The organism is Streptomyces sp. P3 (genome assembly GCF_003032475.1).
Classification (GTDB): domain Bacteria; phylum Actinomycetota; class Actinomycetes; order Streptomycetales; family Streptomycetaceae; genus Streptomyces.
Genome location: NZ_CP028369.1, coordinates 5,011,052 through 5,033,163, shown reverse-complemented (window position 1 = coordinate 5,033,163; position 22,112 = coordinate 5,011,052). Strand labels below are relative to the sequence as shown.

Below are 22,112 nucleotides of genomic sequence, written 5' to 3'. Positions count from 1 at the left end.
CCACCAGAGTTACGCAGGTGCCCCGATCGACGACGACCACCGCGACGCTTCTGGCCGCCATGGCATTCTCGGCGCTGTCCGGATGCGTGACCGTCCAGCATCCGACCGCGCCGGGACCGGCCGCGACCCCGTCCCGGCCACCCCTGCCGGGGCCGGACGGCCGGGCCGGGACTCAGGTCGTGCAGGCGCCGGCCCGTGAGGCGCTGGAGATGGCCGGGCAGCCCCGCGAACCGGAGCCGACCGTCCCGTCGGCCGAGCGACCGCGGACGTCTGCGGGCGGACCGGAGCACGGCTCCCGTGCCCACCCGCACACGCGGCCCGACCGGCCGGAGCATCGGCGGCGCGCACGGCCGCGCGTGGAGATCCCGGACGTGGCGGCCGAGGTGCGCCGCAGCACCGACGTCTGCGCACTCGGCGAGAAATACGGCGGCTGGCGGGAAGGCAGTCCCGAGGCGGTGATCTGCGGGCAGACCTACCGGCGCTGACTCGGGACGGGCGTCGAGGGGCGGTGACGGGCGGCGACCGAGATGGGCCCGGTCCAGGCCCTGCGGGTCAGGAAGGCGGTCCCAGGGCCTGCGAGTCCGGGAGGACGGGCCCAGGGCTGAGTCGGGAAGGGCTGTCCGGTTGAACTCGGCGTGCGAACGCAACGCCGCGAGCCCCTGCCCGCTCGTCGCCTCTCACTCGCGCCCCGCACCGCCCGTCGGCCCCGCTCCCCCTCATCCGCTCCCGTCCCGGTCGCCCGGGTCCCGGTCGTCCCGCGCCTCCCCCAGCCTCAGCTCCATCCTGCTGATCGCCGCCCGCACGCCGTCCCCGTAGCTGTCGTCCGCCAGGGCCACGGCCGCTCTGCGCGCCCTGCGGACATGGGTGCGGGCGGCCTCGGCGCGACCGAGCTTGACGTAGTCCGCCGCGAGATTGAGATGCAGCGACGGGTACAGCGCGCGGGCCTCGGCCGAGCCCGCGTGCTCCTCCGCCGCCGTGAGCGCCCGCAGATCCCACGCGAGTTCGTCCGAAGGGTCGTCGTGGGTGTCGGCCAGGTAGTGGGCGAGGGTGCAGCGGTGCAGCGGATCGCCGCCCTCGCCGAGCTCCGACCACAGGACGAGCAGCCGGCTGCGGGCCTCCTCGCGGTCTCCCCCGTGGTGCAGCATCACGACCTGTCCGATCCGCGTCAGCAGGGCGTCCGGCACCGTCTGCCCCTGTCGCTCCGCCACCTCGGCCTCCTTGCGTCGTTGCGACGACGCTAGCCGCAGGATGCGGCAAACCGGGTCAGGCGGCACCGGGCCGGTCCGCGGAGGGTCGGGCCCTGCGGGGCCATCAGACCCGGGCGGGCCGACCGCCGGGCCAGGCCTGGCCCGGCGGTCGGGCAGGGCCGAGGCCGGGCGGTCAGGCAGGGCCGAGGCCGGGCGGTCAGGCCAGGTCCGGGATAGTCCAGTCGATGGGCTCGTGGCCCTGTCGCGCCACCGCCTCGTTGATCTGGGTGAACGGGCTGGAGCCGAAGAACTTCTTCGCCGAGAGGGGCGAGGGGTGCGCGCCCTTGACGACGATGTGCCGCGTCTCGTCGATGAGCGGGAGCTTCTTCTGTGCGTAGTTGCCCCACAGGACGAAGACAGCCGGGTCGGGCCGGTCGGCCACGGCGCGGATCACCGCGTCGGTGAACTTCTCCCAGCCCTTGCCCTTGTGCGAGTTCGCCTCACCGGAACGGACCGTGAGGACCGCGTTGAGCAGCAGGACGCCCTGCCGCGCCCACGGCATCAGATACCCGTTGTCCGGGATCGGCGTTCCGAGCTCCTGCTGCATCTCCTTGTAGATGTTCCGCAGGGACGGCGGGGTCTTCACCCCGGGACGCACCGAGAAGCACAGGCCGTGCCCCTGGCCCTCTCCGTGGTAGGGGTCCTGGCCGAGGACGAGCACCTTCACGCTGTCGTACGCCGTCGCCTCGAGCGCGGCGAACACCTCCTCGCGCGGCGGGTAGACCGGGCCGTTCGCCCGCTCCTCCTCGACGAACTCCATCAGCTCCTTGAAGTAGGGCTGCTGCAGTTCGTCGCCCAGAACCCCGCGCCAGGACTCGGGCAGCATGGCGATGTCGGTCACGTCAACGTCCTTCGTTGTGCGGTCACTTCCTCAGAGCACAGAACCTACAGGCGACCACTGACAACGGGACGGGGACCGTCCCGACGGCGGGGACTACCAGCTGGTCTTCCGCGAAAGTTCCCACACCATCATGATCGTCGACGGGTCGAGGGCCCGCTCGCCGCCGGAGACGTCCTCGGACGAGGCGATGTACTGCTTGCCCTGCCACAGCGGCAGCAGCCGGGCGTCCCTGACGAGGATCTGCTGGGCCTCCTCGAAGTCCTTCGCCACGTTGGCGCGGTCGCTCACCTCGCGGGAGCGGGGCAGCAGGACCTGGGTGATCTCCTTCGCCGGGTAGGGCGTGCCGAGCGCGTTCTGGTCGCCGACGAAGGGGGCGATGAAGTTGTCGGCGTCGGGGAAGTCCGGGGCCCAGCCTCGCCCGAACACCGGGTACTCGCCCTTCTCGTAGCCCTGCACGTAGCTGTTCCAGGGGCGGTTCTTCAGCGTGACCGAGAACAGGCCGGAGGCCTCCAGCTGGCTCTTGAGCTCCTTGAACTCCAGGGCGGTGTCGGAGCCGTAGCGGTCGGAGGTGTACCAGAAGGTCAGCGGGACGGTCTCGTTGATCCCCGCGTCCTTGAGGATCTGGCGCGCCTTCTTGGCGTCGGGGTCGCCGAAGGAGTCGAAGAATCCGGTGGTGTGGCCGGCGAGACCGGCCGGGACCATGGAGTACAGCGGGTCGACGGTGTCCTTGTAGACCTTGTGGGCGATCGCGGCCCGGTCGACGACCTGGGCGATCGCGCGGCGCACGGCCAGCTTGTTGGACCACGGGTCCTTGGGGTTGAACACCAGGTAGTTGATGTTGCTGCCTGCGGCCTCGATGAGCTGCAGGCCCTCGTTGACGTCGCCCTTGCCCCCGAGGTCGATGATGTCGTCGGCGGCGAGGCCCTGGTAGGTGATGTCGATGTCCCTGGCGCGCAGGGCCTTGACCATCTTGCCGGAGTCCTGGAAGTAGCGGATGGTCACCGCGTTGTTCTTGCGCTCGGCGAAGCCCTTGTAGTTGTCGTTGCGCACCAGTACGGCCTGCTTGCCCTCTTCGTAGGACTGCAGCCGGTACGGCCCGGAGCCGACGATGCCGTCGTCCTTGCGCAGGGACTTCGCGGGGTAGTCGTCGGGGTCGACGATCGACATGCCGGGGGTGGCGAGCACGAAGGGGAACGTGGCGTCGGCCTTGTTGAGCCGGAAGACCACCTCGCGCTCGCCGTTCGCCTGGACGCTCTCCAGGGTGCCGAGGAGCCCGCTGGGTCCGGTGCGCGCGTTGATCGCCCTGATCCGGTCGATCGAGTACTTGACGGCTTTCGCGTCGAGCTTGTCGCCGTTGGAGAACGTGAGGCCCTCGCGCAGGACGCACTTGTAGGTGCGGTTCGTGCTGTCCGTGAAGACGCACTCGGCGGCGTCCGGCTGGGGCGTCGTCGCACCCGTGGGATAGCTCAGCAGCGTCTGGTAGACGTTGCGGAACAGCTCCCAGGAGCCGTCCCAGGCCGCGGCGGGGTCCAGCGTGCTGGGCGCGCTGGTGGTGCCCACGACGATCGGTCCGGCATCGTCGGAGCTCTCCTCCCCCAGGAGGCTGCACCCGGCCACCAGGGATATGGACACGATTGCCGCCATTTGCTGCACGGATCGGTTCCGGTTGAACACGCGCACGCTCCTCGATCTGCCATGCCAAGGGTTGGCAGACCATACCGCAGCGCCGGGCGACGTGAACCCGCGCCCGTCGGGCGTTCTTGATCACTCTCGGTGTGACGACGTTGTCATCCCGGTGTCGGCGATCCATATGTCCGTGAATACGACGACACGGGCGCCGTTTCCGTCAGGGAAACGGCGCCCGTGGAAGAGCTCCCGCCCGGCCCGGGCGGGTTCGGCCGCGCCGGTCTCAGCCCACGCCGGCGTTGAGGAAGATGCCCCCGTCGACGACGAGCGTCTGGCCGGTGATCCAGTCCGACTGCTCGGAGGTGAGGAACGCGGCGGTGCCGCCGATGTCGGAGGGCACCCCCAGGCGGGCCAGCGGGTAGGCGGCGGCCGCCTCCTCCTCGCGGCCCTCGTACAGGGCCTGGGCGAACTTGGTCTTCACCACGGCCGGGGCGATCGCGTTGACCCGCACGCGGGGCGCGTACTCGTGCGCCAGCTGCTGGGTCAGGTTGATCATCGCGGCCTTGCTGATGCCGTAGGCGCCGATGAAGGGCGAGGCCGAGAGCCCGGCGACGGAGGCGATGTTCACGATCGCGCCGCCGTTGTCCTTCTGCCAGGCGTGCCAGGTCCGCTGGGCGAAGCCGAGCGCGGAGACCACGTTGGTCTCGAAGACCTTGCGGGCCACGTTCAGGTCGAGGTCGGCGATCGGCCCGAACACCGGGTTCGTGCCGGCGTTGTTGACCAGGAAGTCGATCCGGCCGAAGGCGGCCATGGTGCGCTCGACGGCGGCCGCCTGGTGCTCCTCGTCGTGCGCCTTGCCGGCGACGGCGATGACCCGGTCGGCGCCGAGCTGCTCGACGGCCTCCTTGAGGGCGTCCTCACCCCGGCCGGTGATGCAGACGCGGTCGCCGCGGGCGACGAACGCCTCGGCGACGCCGTAGCCGATGCCGCGGCTGGCGCCGGTGACGAGGGCGACCTTGCCGGAGAGTGCGGGCAGTTCAGTCATGTCGGTGATCCCCAGGTGTCCCTAGTGGGTGTTAGTCGAGCGGTCCGCCGGCGACGTACAGCACCTGGCCGGAGACGAAGCCCGCGGCCTCGTTCGTGAAGAAGGCGATCGCGTTGGCGATGTCGTCGGGCTCGCCGACGCGCGCGACCGGGATCTGGGTGGCGGCCGCGGCCTTGAACTCCTCGAAGCCCATGCCGACGCGGGCGGCGGTCGCCGCGGTCATGTCGGTGGCGATGAAGCCGGGCGCGACGGCGTTGGCGGTGATGCCGAACTTGCCCAGCTCGATGGCGAGGGTCTTGGTGAAGCCCTGCAGACCGGCCTTGGCAGCGGAGTAGTTGGCCTGGCCCCGGTTGCCGAGCGCAGAGGAGGACGACAGGTTGACGACACGGCCGAAGCCAGCGTCGACCATGTGCTTCTGGACGGCCTTCGTCATCAGGAACGAGCCGCGCAAGTGCACGTTCAGAACGGTGTCCCAGTCGGCGGCGCTCATCTTGAACAGCAGGTTGTCGCGGAGCACGCCCGCGTTGTTGACGAGGATCGTCGGCGCGCCGAGCTCGTCGACGACGCGCGCGATCGCCGCCTCGACCTGGGCCTCGTCGGAGACGTCGGCGCCGATCGCGACGGCCCTGCCGCCCGCCGCGGTGATCTTCTCCACGGTGTCCTTGCAGGCGGCCTCGTCCAGATCGACGACGGCGACCGCGCGGCCCTCGGCGGCCAGCCGTACGGCGGTGGCGGCTCCGATGCCGCGCGCCGCGCCCGTGACCACAGCGACCCGCTGCTCAGTGGTGGACATTGCTGGTTCTCCTCGCCCTTGAGAAAGCCTGATGCGCCCCGGTGCCGGGCGCCGGATGCGCCCTACTGGTGAGCGACCGCTTAGTACCTTCGGCAGACGTGACGCTAGAAGCCCTGGCACCCGGTGTCAACGCCACACGACGCCGGTGTGATCCATTACCTCACCAGCAGTTCCAGTAGCCGCTCCGTCTCGGCGTCCGGATCGGCCGTGAGCCCGGTGTGCACGGGGCCCGGCTGGACGATCGTCGAGCGTGGCGCGATCAGCCAGCGAAAGCGCCGTCCGGCGTCGTCGCCGGCCGCCTGCCCGGCCGACGCGCCGCCCGCGCAGACGCCCTCGACGGCCCGCAGGGCGGCCCGCACCCCGGGCACGTCCGCGCCGGGGTCCAGGGCCAGCAGCCTGGCCTCGTCCAGATGGGTGCGGGCGCCCACGTAGCCGCGGCCGCGGCAGTACACCAGCACGCCCGCGTTGATGCACTCGCCGCGCTCGACGCGCGGCACGACCCGCAGCAGCGCGTACTCGAAGACGTCCCGGTCGCCGCCCTGGCCGGGCCGGATGATGTGGCGGTCGGTCACTTGATCCCCTCGATGCGTTCGTGGACGTCGGCGGCGCGCGCGAGGAGGGGCGCCGCGTAGGCGCGCCGGAGCGCGTCCGCGGTGTCGAAGCCCGGCTCGTCCGTCAGCCAGACCTCCGGGATCTCCGCGGTGACCTCGGCGAGGAGGTCGGCGGTGACCAGCGGCGCGAGCTCTGCCGCCGCGGCCCGGACGTCCGGCCCGAAGGGGGCCAGGACGTGGTCGGAGGCGTCGTAGGGACGGGCGACGGAGGTCTCGGCGGTGGGCCAGTTGTGCTGCCAGATCATGGTGGCGCCGTGGTCGACGAGCCACAGGTCGCCGCGGTGCATCAGGAGGTTGGGGTTGCGCCACGACCGGTCGACGTTGTTGACGAGCGCGTCGAACCAGACGATGCGGCCGGCTTCCTCGGCGTTCACCGCGAAGGCGAGGGGGTCGAAGCCGAGGGCTCCGGAGAGGAAGTCCATGCCGAGGTTGGTCCCACCGCTGGACTTCAGCAACTCCTGCACCTGCTGGTCGGGTTCGCCGAGCCCCAGCAGCACGTCGAGCTCGACGGTCACGAGGCGGGGGGCCCGCAGGCCCAGGCGGCGGGCCAGCTCGCCGCAGACGACCTCGGCGACCAGCGTCTTGCGGCCCTGGCCGGCGCCGGTGAACTTCATGACGTACAGACCGAGGTCGTCGGCCTCGACGAGTCCCGGCAAGGAGCCGCCCTCCCGCAGGGGCGTGATGTAGCGGGTCGCGGTGACTTCCTTGAGCATCGCCCCAGGTTACCGGGCCTGGCATGCCGTGCGGCCGACAGCTGGACGACAGCTTCGGCTTACGCCGTACTCATGTCGAACGGGTCAATATCTCGACACTGTCCGGACTTGACGGGGGCGCTGAACACGGGGCGTCCGTCACTCGTACCTTTCGGCAGATCCACGCACCCCTCTGGAAGGGACCCCCCAGCATGACCAGCGCATCGATCAAGTCCGCGTCGGGGCCTGCCCGCCGTGCCGTCGTGGCAGCCGCGGGAGCCGCGGGGCTCTCCGTCGCGCTGACCGCGTGCGGAGGCTCCGACGACGACTCGTCGAGCACGTCGCCGTCCGGCGCGTCGGGTTCCACCGGTTCCACCGGCAGCAGCGCGGCCGCGAGCACCGGCGGCACGGGCGGCGGGGACAACGCCGGGGCCGGCGCCGCGCTCGCGAAGACCGCCGACATACCCGAGGGCGGCGGGAAGGTCTTCGCGTCCGAGAAGGTGGTCGTCACCCAGCCGGCGGCGGGCACGTACAAGGCGTTCTCCGCCGTGTGCACCCACGCGGGCTGCGCGGTGAAGTCCATCTCCGACGGCGTCATCAACTGCCCTTGCCACAACAGCAACTTCTCGATCACCGACGGCAGCGTGAAGAGCGGTCCCGCGCAGAAGCCGCTGCCCGAGGTGCCGATCAGCGTCAGCGGCGACTCGATCAGCCTGGCCTGAGTCCCGGCCCCGCCCCGGGAGTCCGCCGGAGGCAGGCCAGCACCTCGGCCGTGGTCGCGACCGTGGCGACCAGGGCGAGCGTGTGACGGATCATCGCGGGGGTGTAGTCGGCGGGCACTCCCGCGATGGCGTCCGACGGCACGACGGCCGTGTAGCCGCGGTTCACGGCGTCGAACACGGTGTTCGGGATCGCGACGTTGGCGGAGACTCCGGTGACGACCAGGGTGCGGCAGCCCAGGTTGCGCAGCAGTGCGTCGACGTCGGTGCCCTGGACGGGCGAGAGCCCGTGCAGCCGCCGTACGACGAGGTCCTGTTCGGCGGCTTCGATCTCGGGTGCGAGGCGGGTCGCGTCGGTTCCGGTGAGCTGCTGGACCGGGAGGCGTTCGGCCGCGCGGAACAGCCGTGCGTTGCGGCTGGCGCCCCGTCCGTCGGGGCGGCGCTCGGCGACGGCGTGCACGACCTGGACACCGCTCGCCCGGGCCGCCGCCACGAGTCGGGCGATATTGGCGAGGGCCCCCGACTCCCTTGCCGCACGGGCGAGTTGGGGCAGGGCGGCGGCCGGTCCGACGACACCTCGCTGGCACTCCACCGTGATCAGCACGGTGCTCGCGGGGTCGAGGAGGTCACTGAGCTCTTCGTGCGACGGCATGGGCTCCCCTGACGTCGGTGTGGGGCGGGCGACGGTAACCGCCATTGCGTGGAGAAGGAAGAAGACCGATCCTTTTCTGACGGAGTTTCAGAAAAGGCAGCACAGGTAGGCACAAGAGCAGAATGAGGGGGCCGGATGACCGTCACACAGCGCCGGGGCCGAAAGATCATGATGTCGCCGGGCGAGCTGGACGCGTTCCTCACCGTCCAGCGCACCTGCCGGGTCGCGACCGTGTCCGTCGACGGCGCGCCCCACGTCAGCGCCCTGTGGTTCCTCTGGGACGGCACCGCGCTGTGGCTGTACTCGGTCGTACGCAGCAAGCGCTGGGCGGACCTGCGCCGTGACCCCCGGGTGGCCATCGTGATCGACACGGGTGAGGAGTACGACGCACTGCGCGGCGTGGAGCTGTCCGGCATCGTGGAGTTCGTGGGCGAGATCCCGCGCACCGGGGAGCTGTGCGCCGAACTCGACGCGGTGGAGACGCTGTTCGCGCGCAAGAACTTCGGCCTGGACGCGATGCCGCACGACGGCCGGCACGCCTGGGTGCGGCTGAGGCCGGAGAAGATCGTCTCCTGGGACTTCCGCAAACTGGGCGGCGCGTAGGCCGCGTCAGCCCCTCTCCGCCGGCCCCCGGCGTCGGGCCACGGCCCGGCGTCCGGCGGCTCTCAGCGGACGGCCTCCCCGGCGGACTTGAGTGCCCGGACCGCCGCTCTGATCGACGGGCGGCGGTCCGCGTCCGCCCGCCAGACCACGTACACATGCCGGCGCACCCGCTGCCGCAACGGGACCGTCACGACGCCCTCGGGGACGGGCCGGCGGCCGAGCACGGGGGCGATGCACACCCCCAGTCCGGCGGCCACCAGCCCGAGTTGGGTGTGCGTCTCGGCCGCCCGGTGGCCGACGATCGGCTCGACGCCTCGCGAGCGCAGGGTGAACATCAGCCATTCGTGGCAGAACTCACCCTCGCCCCAGGTGATCCACTCGTCCTCGGCGAACTCCCCGAGGTCCACCTCGTCCCGGCCGGCGAGAGGGTGATCGGCCGGCATCGCGACGTCCGCGGGGTCGTCGAGGATGGGCGCCTTGACCAGTCCGTCCGGCACCGGCATCGGCTTGTTGTACCAGTCCAGGACGACGGCGAGGTCGAGGTCGCCGCGCACCACGCCCGCGACGCCCCGCTCCGGCTCCAGTTCGCTCGAGCGCACCCGCAGGGCGGGGTGCGCCTTGCGCAGCTCGGCGAGCGCGACGGGAAAGAGCCCACGGGCCGCGGTCGGGAACGCGGACAGCCGCAACTCCCCCGCCACCTGGCCGCGTTGGGCCTCCAGATCGGACTGGGCGAGCTCCACCTGGGACAGGATCCGGGACGCGTGATCGGCGAGCAGGCGTCCCGCGTCCGTCAGCCGCACACCCCGGCCGTGCTTGGCGAGGAGCTGCTGGCCGACCTCCCGCTCGAGCTTTGCCAGCTGCTGGGAGACGGCCGAGGTGGTGATGTGCAGGCCCGTCGCGGCGCCGCTGACCGAGCCGTGCCGGGCGAGGGCGTCGAGGGTCCGCAGGCGCTCCAGGTTCAACATATAAGCAATGCTACGAGGTACTGCTGGAAAAATCTCGATTGTGCTACGAGATGGTGTCGACGATCGTGGAGGCCATGACCACCGCACCCACCGCATCGACCCCGACGCCACCCCCTGTCCGCACCACCCCGCCACCGGCCCCCGCGGTGACCTCGCCCCATCCCGGGCTGTCCGCCGAGGGCCCCGCCCCTGCCCGCCGCTCCCTCGACTGGCGTCTGCGCTTCGGCGCACTGTCGCTGATCTGGGGCTTCAGCTTCCTGCTGATCAAGGTGGGTACCGGGGGCTACGCGCCGTTCCAGGTCACCCTCGGCAGGCTGGCGTTCGGCACGGCGGTGCTGGCGGTGGCGATGGCGGTGAAGCGGGAGCGGCTCCCCCGCGGGGCCCGCACCTGGGCGCATCTGACGGTGGCCGCGCTCCTCCTCAACGCCGTGCCCTTCTCCCTCTTCGCGTTCGCGGAGCTGACCATCCCCTCCACCCTGGCCGGCATCTGCAACGCCACGTCGCCGCTGTGGGGCATGGCGCTCTCGCTGGTCGCGCTGTCGGAGGACCGGCCGACCCGGCTGCGCGTCGCGGGCCTCGGCCTCGGATTCCTGGGCGTCCTCACCGTCCTCGGCGCCTGGCAGGGATTCGACGGACTCGACGCCCGCGGCACGACCCTCGCGCTGCTGGCCTCGCTGAGCTACCCGGTCGGCTGGATCTACCTCCGCCGCACCCTGGCGCACACGGGTTCCTCCGCCCTGTCGATGACCGGCGCCCAGCTGTTCCTCGCCACCCTGCAACTGGCCGTGGTCACCCCGCTGTTCACCGATCTCCCGAGCCGCTTCCCGCTCGTCCCGCTGCTCGCGATCGCGGCCCTGGGCGCGCTCGGCACCGGTCTGGCCCTCCTCATCCAGTACGGCCTGGTGACGGAGGTCGGCCCGACGACGGCCCAGATGGTCACCTACTTCATCCCGGTCATCGCCACGGCGGCGGGCGTCGCACTGCTGGGCGAGACCCTGAGCTGGTCGACGCCGGTGGGCGCGGCGGTCGTCCTGGCAGGCGCGGCACTGACCCAGGCGCGACGGCCCGGGTCGTAACGGGCCGGGCGAAGCCTGGCGACCGGACGGAGCGTGACGGCCCGGCGACGCGTGACGGTCGAACCGTCGGGCATTCGGATGCGGGCATTCGGGCTGTCAGGCCGCCGGGGGGTGCTTTGCGACCTGATCGCTAGACGTAGTTCCGCGTCGGGGAGGGGCCGGCCGCCGCGGCGACGAGATCGGCCAGGGGCTCCATCTCCCCGGCGTCCAGCGTCGACACCGTGATGCGGATTCCGGGCGGGGAGCCGATCCGGAAGCGTGCCCCCGGTGCGACCGCCCAGCCGGCGTGCAGCAAGCGGGTGACCGCCCCCGTCTCGTCCGGCACGGGGACCCACACGTTCATCCCGCTGCGCCCGTGCGCCTCGACGCCCCGCGCGGCCAGCGCGGCGATCAGCGCGTCGCGTCGGGCGCCGTACGCCCGGGCCACCGCGCGCGCGTCCACCGCGCCGTCGGCCCACAGGCGCAGTACCGCCCGCTGGGTGATCCGGCTGACCCAGCCGGGACCGAGCCGCTGCCGTCCGCGCACCCGGTCCAGGGTGACGTCGTCCCCGGTGAGGACGGCGAACCGCAGGTCCGGACCGTAGGCCTTGGCGGCCGAGCGTACGAAGGCCCAGTGGCGGGTGACGCCCGCCAGGGGGTGCAGGGGGAGGTCGACGATCCGGTGACCGTGGTCGTCCTCGACCAACAGGGTCTCCGGGTGGTCCCGCAGCACGGCGCGCAGCGCACGCGCACGTGCGGCGCCGATCGCCGCGCCGGTCGGGTTCTGCGCCCGGTCGGTGACGACGAGGGCGCGCGCCCCGGACTCGAGGGCGCGGCGCACGTCGTCGGGCAGCGGACCGTCGTCGTCGAGACCGACCGGGACCGCGCGCAGCCCGAGCGCCGGCACGAGGTCGAGGAGGGAGCCCCAGCCGGGATCCTCGACGGCCACGGTGTCGCCCGGCCGGAGGTGCGCGGCCAGGACGCGTTCGATCGCGTCCAGCGAACCGGAGGCCACGGCCACCGGACCGGGCGGCACGCCGTCGGCGTCGAGGTCGGCGCGGGCCAGCCGGGCCAGCTCGGGTTCGACCGGCGCATGTCCGTACAGGACGGGCTCCCGGTCGCCCTGCGCGGCGGCCCAGGCGAACGCCGGTGCCAGCGGCGGAAGCAGTGCCGTGTCGGGATTGCCCGCCGCCGCGTCCCGCACCCCCGCCGGCACCTCCACCCGGATGAACTCGCGGCCGGTGGTGGCGGGCTTCGACCGCACCCGGCTCCCCCGGCGGCCGTCCGTCTCGATCACCCCGCGCTCCCTCAGGGTGCGGTAGGCGGCCGCGACGGTGTTCGGGTTCACTCCGAGCTCTGACGCCAACTCCCTCATCGGAGGCAGCAGTTGTCCCGGCCGGAGCTCACCGGAGCTCACCGCCGCTTCGACGCTCGCGGAAATCTCGGCTGCGCGCCGGCCTGTGATCCGATACTCTCCTAGCACAAACATCATTATGCACTAGTGCAATGGAGAACGCCATGCAGGGGACCCCGGAGACGACGACACGGGCCGCCGCGTACACCCCGACCGACCGCACGGTCCCCACCAGGTCCGCGCAGAAGGCCTCCTACGACAGGGGCCTGGTGCACGCGATACTCGACGAGGGATACGTCTGCCATCTCGGGTTCGTCCGCGACGGCGCGCCCGTGGTGCTGCCGACCCTGTACGGCCGGGTCGGCGAGACGCTCTATGTGCACGGTTCGACGGGTTCGCGTCCCCTGCGGATGACGGGACAGGCCGACCCGGGACTGCCGGTGTGCCTGACGGTGACGCACGTCGACGGGCTGGTCCTGGCGCGCTCCGCCTTCCACCACTCGATCAACTACCGCTCGGTCGTGGTGCACGGCGTGGCCCACGACGTGACGGACCCGGCGGAGAAGCTGGCCGCACTCGACGCCCTCGTGGACCACGTCGTGCCGGGCCGGGCCGCCGACTCCCGCCCCGCCAACCGGAAGGAACTGGCCGCGACCGCGGTGATCCGGCTGGACCTGAACGAGGTCTCGGCCAAGACCCGCACCGGCGGGGTGAACGACGAGCCGGAGGACCTCGCCCTCCCCCACTGGGCCGGCGTGCTGCCGCTGCGCAAGGGCTACGACGCACCCCTCCCGGAGGCCGACCTGGTGCCCGGCACCGCGTTCCCCGACTACCTCGCGACCCTGTGATGCTCGTCCACCCCTGGGACGCGCCCCACGACGACGCCGAGTGGCAGGAGTGGCTGTCCGAACACGACTTCGGGCAGCTCGCCGTCAACGGCCCGCCCGGCGAGCCCCCCTTCGTCCAGCCCCTGCACTTCGCCTACGACCCGGCCGAGGGCGACGCCGTCACCCACCTCGCCCGGCCCAACCCGCTGTGGCCCGCCCTGGAGGCGAACCCGGCGGTGACCCTGAGCGTGGTGGACGACTACGTGTTCGTCCCCGGCCCGTGGCAGGCCCCGCCGGGCGCCCCCGCCGAGCACGGAACCCCGACGAGCTTCTACGCGGCGGTCCAACTGCGGTGCACGGCGCACATCGTGGACGATCCCGCCGCGAAGGCGGACCTGCTGGCCCGTCAGATGGCGCACTTCCAGCCCGAGGGCGGGTCCGCCCGACCCACCGCAGGCGAGGCCCCGTTCGGCCGCCTGCTCCGGGGCATCCGCGGCATCCGGCTCCATGTCACCGATGTGCGGGCCAAGTTCAAGTACGCGGCGCACCGCCCGCCCGAGACCCAGGAACGCATCGCCGTCGCGCTGACCACCCGCGACGCCCCCGGCGACGCCGCGGCCCGGGCACACCTGCTGCGTCGCCGGGGGTGACACCGCGGTCCCGCCGGCGTCTCAGCCCCGCGCGGGAACGCCCCGCGCTTCTGCCAGGGCGAGGCCGGTGACCGAGGCCAGCATCAGCAGGGTCCCGGCGAGCGTGGTGACCGTGAGGGGTTCGCCGAGGAGGACGACGGCCAGCGCCGCCGCGCTCACCGGCTCGAGCAGCATGATCACGGAGACCGTGGCGGAGCGCACGACGGCCGCGCCCGCGAAGTAGAGGGCGTAGGCGAGCGCCGTGGGCACCGCGGCGATGTACGCCAGCAGGACGAGCACCCCCACGGGGTCGGCGCTGTGCGGCATCAGCCCTTCGGCCACGGCGAACGGCGACAGGCACACGGCGGTGACCGCGAACGCCCCCACGGCGCCGGCGGAGGCGTCCGCGCCACCGTCCCGCCCCCACCGGCGGGTGAGCAGGGTCATCGCGCTGTACCCGGCCGCGGACATCAGCGCGAGCAGGACGCCCCGCGGGTCCACGGTCGAACCGCCGCCGCCCGCGAACAGCACCCCCAGCCCGGCGAGCGCCCCCATGACGGCGAGCGCTCCGCCGCGCCCGAGCCGCTCCCCCAGCGTCAGGCGGGCGCCGAGCGCGATGAGGACAGGCCCCGCGCCGAGGGTGACGACGGTGGCGACGGCGAGTCCGGTGGCGGAGACGGCCGCGAAGTACGCCGTCTGGAAGACCGCGAGGCCGAACCCCGTGATCGCCGTCCGCCGGGCCTTGCGGCGCAGCGCCTCGGGCGCCGGCGCCTGCTCGCCGAGGGCCGGGGACGCCGTGGTCGTCGCGGGTGCCGGGGCGGACCGGGCGCGCCGCCGCAGCAGCGGGCGGGCGGCCAGCAGCAGGGCCAGTCCGGCGGCGCAGCGCCAGAACGACAGGGCGACGGGGCCCAGGTCGCTGATCCGGTAGATCAGGGACGCGGCGGCGCCGGCCGTACCCCAGGCCGCGCCCGCGACGACCAGATAGAGCAGAGCCCGTGCGAGGGGCAGGGAAACGGCGGCGGAGTCGCCGGAGGAGGACACAGAGGACGACACACTCGAACAGGACACGCGTTCTCTCCGCACAGAAGTTCGGGGAAGGGGTCGCCGCAGGGCAGCGGACCTCGGACTTCGTCTGCGGGCAGCACCGTTCTGTCCGGCAGCGCGTGCCGGACGTGGTTCACCGGAGGGCCCGCCTCAGCGGGCCGGAGGCGGCAGAACGCGTGCGTCGAGAGGCATGATCGAAAGCCTAGGTCGCCGTCCCCCGGGCGGACAACTCCCTTTCCGGGCCGCCGGCGGCCACCGGCTCCGCGGAGCCCTTGGCGGGCGCGGACGACTGCGCGACGAACGCCCCGAGCAGCACCACCGCCCCGCCGGCGATCTGCGGCGCCGAGAGGTGCTCGCCGAGCAGCACCCACGCCAGCACGGTGGCGATGACCGCCTCGAGACAGGCCACGACCCCGGCGACCTGCGGGGAGAGCCGGCGCACCGAGACCACGCCGGTGACGTACGCGACGACGGTCGCGATGAGCACGGTCCAGCCGAGCAGCAGCCAGGCGGGGACCTCGACGCCGTTCATGCCGGCGCTCTGGCCGAGCACGGACCAGTCCATGCCCCACGGCCTGGTGACGACGGTGAGCACGACGCTGCCGACGAGGAGCCCGTGGGCGATGACGCCCAGCGGGTCGGGAGCGTCGTCGCCCGAGTCGCCGCCGTGGTCGGACAGGACGAAGTAGCCGACCTGGCAGCAGGCTGCCGCGAGGGCGAGCAACAGTCCGACGGCGTCGAAGCCCAGACCCGACCAGACCTCGACGACGCAGGCCAGCCCGCCCACCGCGAGGACCACGCCGAGCGCCGCGGCACGCGTCACCGGCCGCCGCTGCACGAACCGCACCCAGCCGAGGACCAGGGCGGGCGCGAGGTACTCCACGAGCAGCGCGACGCCGACGGGGATGCGCGATATCGCGGCGAAGTAGAACGCCTGCACGCCGGCCACGGCGAGCAGTCCGAACCCGGCGAGCAGCGCGGGCCGGCCGCGCGGCAGGGCCCGGTGACGTACGGCCAGGGGCAGCATGACGAGGGCCGCGCCGGTCACCCGCAGCCACACCACGTGCAGCGGGTCGAGGCCCGCCTCGATCAACGGCTTGGCCGCCACCCCGGACCCTCCGAAGGCGATGGCGGACGCGACCGCCAGACCGAGCCCGATGCCCTTTCCGCGGTTGCCCCGACTGCTCACAGAGGTACGCACCGACCCATGATGACAGGGGACGACATGACCGTCATCCCGGATGACACCTGTCTCAGCCGTCGGACGGGCACCGATCCGTGAGGGCCGGCCCGTCAGTGACCGAACGGCGCACTCGACGCAGTGGCCGGCGTCTCCTCCCCACGGAGGAGATCGGGCCGATCCCCGCCAGGGGCGTACGCGGGCACCTGGCGGCGGCGCCTGCGGTGAAGGCCCTCTTCTCCCCACACTTTTGACGGTGCGTCAGTATTGAATGTTGGCGTCGCTGGAGCTACGTTCCGCGCACCGCAGCCCGAGTGGCCGGCCCGAGTTGCCCGACATGAAGAGGTGGTCGCATGGCCGAAGTCAGCGCGGAGGCACGCATCCAGGCACCGGCCGAGAAGGTGTGGGCCCAGCTCACCGACTGGCCGGCGTACGGGGAGTGGAACGCGACACACACCAACTTTCCCGAGGGCGGCCCGCAGGCCCTCGAACTGGGCGCGACCTTCCAGGAGAACATGAAGCTCATGGGCTTCCCGGCCGAGGTCGAGTGGACCGTGGCGGAACTGGAGCCCGCCCGGGTGCTCGCCATCCGCGGCAAGGGCCCGATGGCCGTGTCGGTGGCCACCCGCTACACCCTCACCCCGGACGGGGACGCGACGACGGTCCGTATCGACGGCGAGTTCACGGGCGCGGCCGTGTCACTGATGGCGGGCAGACTCAAGGACTCGGGGACGGCCGCCCTCAACGAGTCGCTGCGCAAGCTGGGCGGCCTGGTGACCTGACCCGCGCGGGAGGAGAGCACGGACGGCCCCCGCGGACAGGCCCGCACAGAAGGCCTGCAGAGGAAGTCCCGCCCAGGAAGCCGCACGGCGCGCGAAGGCGCCCCGCGGACGGTTCCGCGGGGCGCCTTCCGTTGCCGGAAGCCGTTCAGTCCTCGTCGGCGAGGATCAGGTACAGCTTCTTGCGGGCGTCGTTGATGACCGTGAGCGCCTTCTCGCGCTGCTCCTTGCTGCCGGCCTTCCAGACCTGCCCGAAGGCCTCCATCAGCCCGAAGCCGGCCTGGCGGATCTCGCCGAGGGCTTCCCAGTCGACCCCGCGCGCAGCCTCCTCCCAGGGGGCCTCCGGGCCCGCCTCGGCCGCCGCGCGGCCTTCCTCGGTGAGCGAGAACAGCTTCTTGCCGCCGTCACTCTGGCTGCTGATCAGGCCCTCGTCCTCCAGCAGCTGGAGGGTCGGGTACACCGAGCCGGGGCTGGGCTTCCAGGCGCCGCCACTGCGTTCGGCGATCTCCTGGATCATCTCGTAGCCGTGCATCGGCCGGTCCTTGAGCAGGGCCAGGATCGAGGACCGTACGTCACCCCGCCGCGCCCGGCCCCTGGGACCGCCACGCCCCCGTCCGCCCCAGGGGCCGCCGAAGCCCGGGCCGAAGCCGGGACCTCCGGGACCGAATCCCGGGCCGCCGGGGCCACCCGGACCGAAGGGCCCGAAGGCCGCCCGCTCTCCGCCGAAACCCCCGCGGCCGCGTCGGGGGCCCTGGCCGTGTCCACGCTCGAATCCGTGGGTACGCATCGCAAACCACTCCTTCATTCCATCGTTGATCAGTCGCGATGCCTCAACGATATATCGAAATAGCTCGCGCGGCAAGAGTTCGCCCCGTGATCGCCTCTAGGCTGCGGACATGACATCGCCGAGCCGCTCTCACGGCACCGCCTCCGCCCCCTCCGCCGCCCCGAGTGCCGCGGACGGCATTCCGTCCGGCGTCTTGGCCGGTCCCCGCGCCTCGGACGCCTATCTGGCCGAGCTGTTCTCGCTGGAGGGCCGGGTGGCCGTGGTGACCGGCGGCAGCTCGGGAATCGGGCGGGGCATCGCGGGGGCGCTGGCGCGTGCGGGGGCGAGCGTGGTGGTCGTCGCCCGCAGGAAGGCGGAACTGGCCGCGACGGTCGACGAGCTGACGGCGGCCGGCTGCCGGGCGGCCGCGGTGAGCGGCGACCTCGGCACCCGCGACGGGGTCCGCACGGCGGCGGAACAGGCCGCGCGCCCCTTCGGCGAACCCGACATCCTCGTCAACAGCGCAGGGATCAACCTGCGGCCGCCGATGGGCGAGTTGGACGAGCAGGTCTGGGACAGCACGATGGCGGTGAACCTCGAGGCGCCCTACCTCCTCGGCCGGCGGTTCGGGCCCGGGATGGCGGAGCGGGGTTTCGGCCGGATCATCCACATCACCTCGCAGCAGGCGCACCGCGCGTTCGTCCAGAGCGGTGCGTACGGGGTGTCCAAGGGAGCGCTGGAGTCACTGGCCCGCTCGCAGGCGGAGGCCTGGTCGCCGCACGGCGTCACCTGCAACACGCTGGTCCCCGGCTTCGTCATGACCGCGCTCAACGCCCGGCTGTCGTCCGATCCGGAACGGGTGGCGGCTCTGGCGGCGCGCACGATGGTCGGGCGCAACGGGCTGGCCGAGGACTTCGCGGGAGCGGCGGTGTTCCTCGCGAGCCGCGCCGCCGGCTACGTCACCGGGCAGTCGATCTTCGTGGACGGCGGCTTCTCCGTGCACTGAGCGCGCGTCCCCCGGGCATCCGCCCGGTCGCGCACGGCGGAGGCCTGGGGGACGTCATGCGTCATGCCGCCAGCGGGGTGAAGTGGACGATCTCGTCCGCACCGGGCTGCACCACGCCGTAGGTGCTCTCCGGGACCTTGTTCCAGGCGCCGGGCAGATCACCCAGGGGTTCGGAGACGATCAGCCGGGTCTCGTCGGAGACCTCGCGCAGGAACGCCATGTCGGGGTGGAGCGAGCGGAGTGTCTCCACCCGGGTGCTGTAGAAGAGCGACCGGGAATCTCCCTGGCTGGAGTACCGGAAGGCCCAGAGCCGCTCGCCGTCGGTCACGGCGACGGTCATCTGCAGCGGATACTCCACGCCGTGCGCGTGGCCGACCCGTTCGACCAGGCCCGCCATCCTCGCCACGGCGCCCGGCGGGTCCTCCTCCAGGCCGAGGGTGAGCGCCAGGTAGAACATCAGCTCCGAGTCCGTCGACCCCTCGATGTCGAGGAAGAGGCGCGGATCGACGGCGAGGGCCAGGTCCCGGCGGACGCGGTGGAACTCGGCGATCGCCCCGTTGTGCATCCACATCCAGCGGCCGTGCCGGAAGGGGTGCGAGTTGGTCTGCTGCACCGCCGTGCCCGTCGAGGCCCGGATGTGGGCGAAGAACATCGGTGAGCGGACGTGGCCGGCGATCTCCCGCAGGTTGCGGTTGCTCCAGGCCGGGCCGATCTCCCGGACGACGGCCGGATTACCGTCGTCCGCCTCGAGCCCGTACCAGCCGACGCCGAAGCCGTCGCCGTTCGTCGTCTCCACGCCCATCTTGGAGTGCAGACTCTGATCGATGAGCGAGTGCGCCGGCCGGTAGAGGATCGTCTCCAACAGGACGGGCGTGCCCGAGTAGGCGAGCCAACGGCACATCGTCTACCGCCTTCCTACAAGCGCCGCACGAGGCGCCGTCACTAGACCGACCTGTTCGGCTTCGCCACGCACAGAGCCCAGATGACGAACGCGGAGAACGCGATCATCACGACGGACCAGACCGGGTAGTACGGCAGGGACAGGAAGTTGGCGATGACGATGAAGGCGGCGATCCCCACGCCCAGAACGCGCGCCCACGTGGCTCCCGTGAACAGTCCCAGACTGACTATCACCGCGACCGCGCCCAGCGCGAGGTGGATCCAGCCCCAGCCGGTGAGGTCGAACGCGAACACGTAGTTGCGGGTCGTCACGAAGATGTCGTCCTCCGCGATCCCCATGATCCCGCGGAAGATGTCGAGCAGTCCGGCGAGCATGAGTGTCACGGCGGCGAAGACCATCAGGCCCTCGGCCCACTGCTGCTTGGCGGTGTGCCGCTCGGCCGACGGCGTGTGGGAGGTGGAGTGAGTCGTCATCCTGGTGCCTCGATTCGTGTTGGTTCGGCGGAGTGCGCCGGCTCAGCGGCCGGTGCCGCTCAGGACGAGTTGCTTGGCCTTGTCGTACTCCTCGTCGGTGATGTCGCCCCGGGCACGGATCTCCGACAGGCGGGCGAGTTCGTCGACGCTGCTGGTGGGACGGTCAGCGCCCTTGGCGGTCTCGCGGATGTAGCTGTCGAATGCCTTCTGCTGCTCCTGCGCCTGCGTGATCTCCCTGCGTCCCATGTTCTTGCCGCGCGCGACCACGTACACGAACACGCCCAGGAAGGGCAGGACGACGCAGAACACCAGCCAGCCGGCCTTGGCCCAGCCGCTGAGGTCGTCGTCGCGGAAGATGTCCACCACGACCCGGAACAGCAGCACGAACCACATGATCCACAGGAAGAACACCATCATGGTCCAGAAGGCGCTCAGCAGCGGATAGTCGTACGCGAGGTAGGTGTCGCCACTCATCTGTCTCCTCCGTCCCGGGCTTTCGCCCGACACCCGGCAGGCCGTTGCGTGCCGTTCTCAGACTGCGCGCCCGGGAGTCCGTCGTCCTCACCCGAGACGGGTGAGGAATGACCGCCGTCCGGGCCGCGCCGATCACTGGGGAGTCACTCGGGAACCGCCGGCCGGCCCTTGCGGCGCGGTCGCCGTACGGGCCCTGCGCAGCGCCGCCCGCCAGGCGAAGGCGACACCCGCCTCGACCAGTGCGAGCAGCACCAGCCACAGGCCGAGCAGCCGGGTCAGCGCGCGGGCCGACTCGGTGGGCAGCGCGAGCACCACGATCCCCGCGACGACGGCGAACACCGCCGCGCCGATGACGACGCCCCGGTGCGGCAGGTCCTTGGCCGCGAGGGCGGTGTAGAGGGTGAGGATGCCCGACACCAGCCACAGAACACCGACGATCAGCGAGAGCGCCGCGATGGTCTGCAACGGGTGCCGCAGACACAGCACCCCGGCCACCACGTAGACCATGGCCAGGAGGAGCCCGGTCGCCCGCTCCCCGTGGTCGCCCCCGCCGAAGGCGGCGACGAACCGGAACACGCCGGTCACCAGCAGGTACAGGCCGATGAGCACGGCGAGGACGTGCAGGGTCTCGTCCGGCCAGACCAGGATCAGGATGCCCGGCACGAACGCCGCGATCGCCGACCCGAGGATCCACGTCCAGGAACGCCCGAGCACACACAGGACGTCGGCGGGATCGCCGCCCGCGGGCGCGCGGACGGCCCGGTCGTCCCCCCGGCCGTCGCGGCCGTCGGCGAGCGGGTCGGGTGCGGACTGCGGTACGGAACCGTGCGGCACGCTCATGACTTCCTCCTCGCGCCCGGCCGGGACAGCGCGCCCCGGCATCTCACTCGGGCAGTTGGCGCATCTCCATGACGCGCAGTCCCAGGGACTGGCAGCGGGCCAACAGCCCGTACAGGTGCGCTTCGTCGATCACCCGCCCGAACAGAACCGTCTGGCCGGACATGACCACATGCTCCAGCTCCGGAAACGCCCTGGTCAGCGTGTCCGACATCTGTCCTTCCACACGGATCTCGTAGCGCATGGGCTCTCTCCCCGGGGCGGCCTGGGACAGGCGGACCACGCCCTCTACCGCGATGGTCCGCCCCGGTGAAGCCCTGGGCCTCACCCGGTGCAGGTGAGTCGGCATCCCGCCCGCGCCCTCGTCACCCGCTGGAACGAGGGTGCGTATGTACGTCAGCACGTCAGTGTGTATGTACGTCAGTGCGTCAGTGCGTCAGGTACAGCTTGAACACGATGATCACCAGGCCGAGCACCAGGTTCAGCGAGGCGGCGGCGGACACCATGCGCCAGGAACCGCCGGCCCGGCGCGCCGCCATCGCCGACCAGCCCACCTGCCCGGCGACGGCGACCGACAGCGCGAGCCACAAGGTGCCCGAGAGGTCGAGACCGAGCAGGGGGCTGACGGCCACGGCGACGGCCGGCGGTATCGCGGCCTTGACGATCGGCCACTCGTCGCGGCAGACGTGCAGCACGACCCGGCGGTCCAGGCTCCGCTGCGCCAGCCGTGCCCCGAACAGCTGGGCGTGCACATGCCCGACCCAGAACACGAGTCCGGTGAGCAACAGCAGCAGCACCAGCTCCGCCCGCGGGAACTTCCCCCAGGCACCGGCCCCGACGACGACCGAGGCGGCCAGCATGGATCCGTAGACGCCGCCGGTGTAGTCGGCGGTGGCCCGGCGCTCGGCGGCGCGGGCCCGGGCCGCGCCGCGATGTCCCGTCGCGGTCATGGCGGCCTCCCTTCGGCGATCGGTCGACGGAGGACCTGTCGAG

27 protein-coding genes are annotated in these 22,112 nt (G+C 72.1%); 8 read left to right on the top strand and 19 right to left on the bottom strand.

Translation table 11 applies throughout. The annotated features are described in order from the left end of the window. Positions 1-17: 17 nt before the first annotated feature. Positions 18-485, top strand: coding sequence for a hypothetical protein (locus C6376_RS22700; protein ID WP_107445119.1), 468 nt, complete (start codon positions 18-20; stop codon positions 483-485). A 231-nt stretch (positions 486-716) separates the two neighbouring features. Here C6376_RS22700 and C6376_RS22695 read toward each other — a convergent pair whose 3' ends face one another. The 7 genes from C6376_RS22695 to C6376_RS22665 form a co-directional block, all read right to left on the bottom strand. Then, on the bottom strand, positions 717-1,208 hold the full coding sequence (locus C6376_RS22695; protein WP_107445118.1) for a hypothetical protein: 492 nt from the start codon (positions 1,206-1,208) through the stop codon (positions 717-719). A 196-nt stretch (positions 1,209-1,404) separates the two neighbouring features. Further along, positions 1,405-2,088 (bottom strand): uracil-DNA glycosylase, encoded by a 684-nt coding sequence (locus C6376_RS22690; protein WP_107445117.1) that lies wholly within the window; start codon positions 2,086-2,088, stop codon positions 1,405-1,407. Positions 2,089-2,181: 93 nt separating this feature from the next. After that, on the bottom strand, positions 2,182-3,732 hold the full coding sequence (locus C6376_RS22685) for an ABC transporter substrate-binding protein (RefSeq protein WP_254076010.1): 1,551 nt from the start codon (positions 3,730-3,732) through the stop codon (positions 2,182-2,184). Between the two features lie 265 nt (positions 3,733-3,997). Further along, on the bottom strand, positions 3,998-4,759 hold the full coding sequence (locus C6376_RS22680) for an SDR family oxidoreductase (RefSeq protein ID WP_107445115.1): 762 nt from the start codon (positions 4,757-4,759) through the stop codon (positions 3,998-4,000). A 31-nt stretch (positions 4,760-4,790) separates the two neighbouring features. Next, positions 4,791-5,552: a 3-oxoacyl-ACP reductase FabG gene (gene fabG / locus C6376_RS22675; RefSeq protein WP_107445114.1), complete on the bottom strand. Its 762-nt coding sequence runs from the start codon at positions 5,550-5,552 to the stop codon at positions 4,791-4,793. Between the two features lie 155 nt (positions 5,553-5,707). After that, complete coding sequence (locus C6376_RS22670) at positions 5,708-6,124, bottom strand: DUF3037 domain-containing protein (protein ID WP_107445113.1); 417 nt, start codon at positions 6,122-6,124, stop codon at positions 5,708-5,710. Continuing rightward, complete coding sequence (locus tag C6376_RS22665) at positions 6,121-6,876, bottom strand: HipA family kinase (protein ID WP_107445112.1); 756 nt, start codon at positions 6,874-6,876, stop codon at positions 6,121-6,123. Before C6376_RS22665 ends, C6376_RS22670 begins: the two co-directional genes overlap by 4 nt. A gap of 191 nt (positions 6,877-7,067) precedes the next feature. Here C6376_RS22665 and C6376_RS22660 point away from each other — a divergent pair, with 191 nt between their 5' ends. Further along, a complete protein-coding gene (locus tag C6376_RS22660) occupies positions 7,068-7,577 on the top strand; it encodes a Rieske (2Fe-2S) protein (protein ID WP_107445111.1) in 510 nt (169 codons plus the stop codon). Here the strand turns inward: C6376_RS22660 and C6376_RS22655 are convergent. Beyond that, positions 7,564-8,226 (bottom strand): cysteine hydrolase, encoded by a 663-nt coding sequence (locus C6376_RS22655; protein ID WP_107445110.1) that lies wholly within the window; start codon positions 8,224-8,226, stop codon positions 7,564-7,566. The genes C6376_RS22660 and C6376_RS22655 overlap by 14 nt on opposite strands. Positions 8,227-8,361: 135 nt before the next feature. Between C6376_RS22655 and C6376_RS22650 the strand changes: the two genes are divergently transcribed. After that, on the top strand, positions 8,362-8,829 hold the full coding sequence (locus C6376_RS22650; RefSeq protein ID WP_107445109.1) for a pyridoxamine 5'-phosphate oxidase family protein: 468 nt from the start codon (positions 8,362-8,364) through the stop codon (positions 8,827-8,829). 62 nt (positions 8,830-8,891) lie between these two features. Here C6376_RS22650 and C6376_RS22645 read toward each other — a convergent pair whose 3' ends face one another. Next, complete coding sequence (locus tag C6376_RS22645; protein ID WP_107445108.1) at positions 8,892-9,794, bottom strand: LysR family transcriptional regulator; 903 nt, start codon at positions 9,792-9,794, stop codon at positions 8,892-8,894. Between the two features lie 38 nt (positions 9,795-9,832). Here C6376_RS22645 and C6376_RS22640 point away from each other — a divergent pair, with 38 nt between their 5' ends. Beyond that, complete coding sequence (locus tag C6376_RS22640; RefSeq protein WP_107445107.1) at positions 9,833-10,870, top strand: DMT family transporter; 1,038 nt, start codon at positions 9,833-9,835, stop codon at positions 10,868-10,870. A 130-nt stretch (positions 10,871-11,000) separates the two neighbouring features. Here the strand turns inward: C6376_RS22640 and C6376_RS22635 are convergent, their stop codons facing one another. Further along, positions 11,001-12,332, bottom strand: a complete 1,332-nt coding sequence (locus C6376_RS22635) for an aminotransferase class I/II-fold pyridoxal phosphate-dependent enzyme (RefSeq protein ID WP_107445106.1) — start codon at positions 12,330-12,332, stop codon at positions 11,001-11,003. A 35-nt stretch (positions 12,333-12,367) separates the two neighbouring features. Here C6376_RS22635 and C6376_RS22630 point away from each other — a divergent pair, with 35 nt between their 5' ends. Together C6376_RS22630 and C6376_RS22625 are read left to right on the top strand one after the other, a co-directional pair. Beyond that, positions 12,368-13,051, top strand: a complete 684-nt coding sequence (locus tag C6376_RS22630; protein ID WP_107445105.1) for a pyridoxamine 5'-phosphate oxidase family protein — start codon at positions 12,368-12,370, stop codon at positions 13,049-13,051. Then, the gene (locus C6376_RS22625; RefSeq protein ID WP_107445104.1) at positions 13,051-13,680 is read left to right on the top strand and encodes an FMN-binding negative transcriptional regulator; all 630 of its coding nucleotides are present in this window, start codon (positions 13,051-13,053) and stop codon (positions 13,678-13,680) included. The genes C6376_RS22630 and C6376_RS22625 overlap by 1 nt, the downstream gene beginning before the upstream one ends. A gap of 21 nt (positions 13,681-13,701) precedes the next feature. Here the strand turns inward: C6376_RS22625 and C6376_RS22620 are convergent, their stop codons facing one another. Together C6376_RS22620 and C6376_RS22615 are read right to left on the bottom strand one after the other, a co-directional pair. Further along, positions 13,702-14,712, bottom strand: coding sequence for a DMT family transporter (locus C6376_RS22620; protein WP_254076009.1), 1,011 nt, complete (start codon positions 14,710-14,712; stop codon positions 13,702-13,704). Between the two features lie 193 nt (positions 14,713-14,905). Further along, positions 14,906-15,904: a DMT family transporter gene (locus C6376_RS22615; protein ID WP_107445103.1), complete on the bottom strand. Its 999-nt coding sequence runs from the start codon at positions 15,902-15,904 to the stop codon at positions 14,906-14,908. A 332-nt stretch (positions 15,905-16,236) separates the two neighbouring features. Here C6376_RS22615 and C6376_RS22610 point away from each other — a divergent pair, with 332 nt between their 5' ends. Further along, complete coding sequence (locus C6376_RS22610; protein ID WP_107445102.1) at positions 16,237-16,665, top strand: SRPBCC family protein; 429 nt, start codon at positions 16,237-16,239, stop codon at positions 16,663-16,665. Positions 16,666-16,810: 145 nt separating this feature from the next. Here C6376_RS22610 and C6376_RS22605 read toward each other — a convergent pair whose 3' ends face one another. Continuing rightward, on the bottom strand, positions 16,811-17,449 hold the full coding sequence (locus C6376_RS22605) for a PadR family transcriptional regulator (RefSeq protein WP_107445101.1): 639 nt from the start codon (positions 17,447-17,449) through the stop codon (positions 16,811-16,813). Between the two features lie 109 nt (positions 17,450-17,558). Here C6376_RS22605 and C6376_RS22600 point away from each other — a divergent pair, with 109 nt between their 5' ends. Further along, a complete protein-coding gene (locus tag C6376_RS22600; RefSeq protein ID WP_107445100.1) occupies positions 17,559-18,434 on the top strand; it encodes an SDR family NAD(P)-dependent oxidoreductase in 876 nt (291 codons plus the stop codon). Between the two features lie 61 nt (positions 18,435-18,495). On the opposite strand, the gene C6376_RS22595 is transcribed toward C6376_RS22600, so the two are convergent. From C6376_RS22595 to C6376_RS22570, 6 genes are all read right to left on the bottom strand, one after another. Beyond that, the gene (locus C6376_RS22595) at positions 18,496-19,335 is read right to left on the bottom strand and encodes a class II glutamine amidotransferase (RefSeq protein ID WP_107445099.1); all 840 of its coding nucleotides are present in this window, start codon (positions 19,333-19,335) and stop codon (positions 18,496-18,498) included. Between the two features lie 41 nt (positions 19,336-19,376). Next, positions 19,377-19,808, bottom strand: coding sequence for a hypothetical protein (locus C6376_RS22590; protein ID WP_107445098.1), 432 nt, complete (start codon positions 19,806-19,808; stop codon positions 19,377-19,379). Positions 19,809-19,850: 42 nt separating this feature from the next. Continuing rightward, positions 19,851-20,282 (bottom strand): SHOCT domain-containing protein, encoded by a 432-nt coding sequence (locus C6376_RS22585; protein ID WP_107445097.1) that lies wholly within the window; start codon positions 20,280-20,282, stop codon positions 19,851-19,853. A 132-nt stretch (positions 20,283-20,414) separates the two neighbouring features. Next, positions 20,415-21,122 carry an HdeD family acid-resistance protein gene (locus tag C6376_RS22580; RefSeq protein WP_107445096.1) on the bottom strand — a complete coding sequence of 236 codons (708 nt, stop codon included), beginning with the start codon at positions 21,120-21,122 and terminating at the stop codon, positions 20,415-20,417. A 43-nt stretch (positions 21,123-21,165) separates the two neighbouring features. After that, complete coding sequence (locus C6376_RS22575; protein ID WP_057580603.1) at positions 21,166-21,363, bottom strand: hypothetical protein; 198 nt, start codon at positions 21,361-21,363, stop codon at positions 21,166-21,168. Positions 21,364-21,547: 184 nt separating this feature from the next. Beyond that, entirely contained in the window at positions 21,548-22,069 is a 522-nt protein-coding gene (locus C6376_RS22570; protein WP_107445095.1) for a hypothetical protein, read from the bottom strand. Between the last annotated feature and the right edge of the window lie 43 nt (positions 22,070-22,112).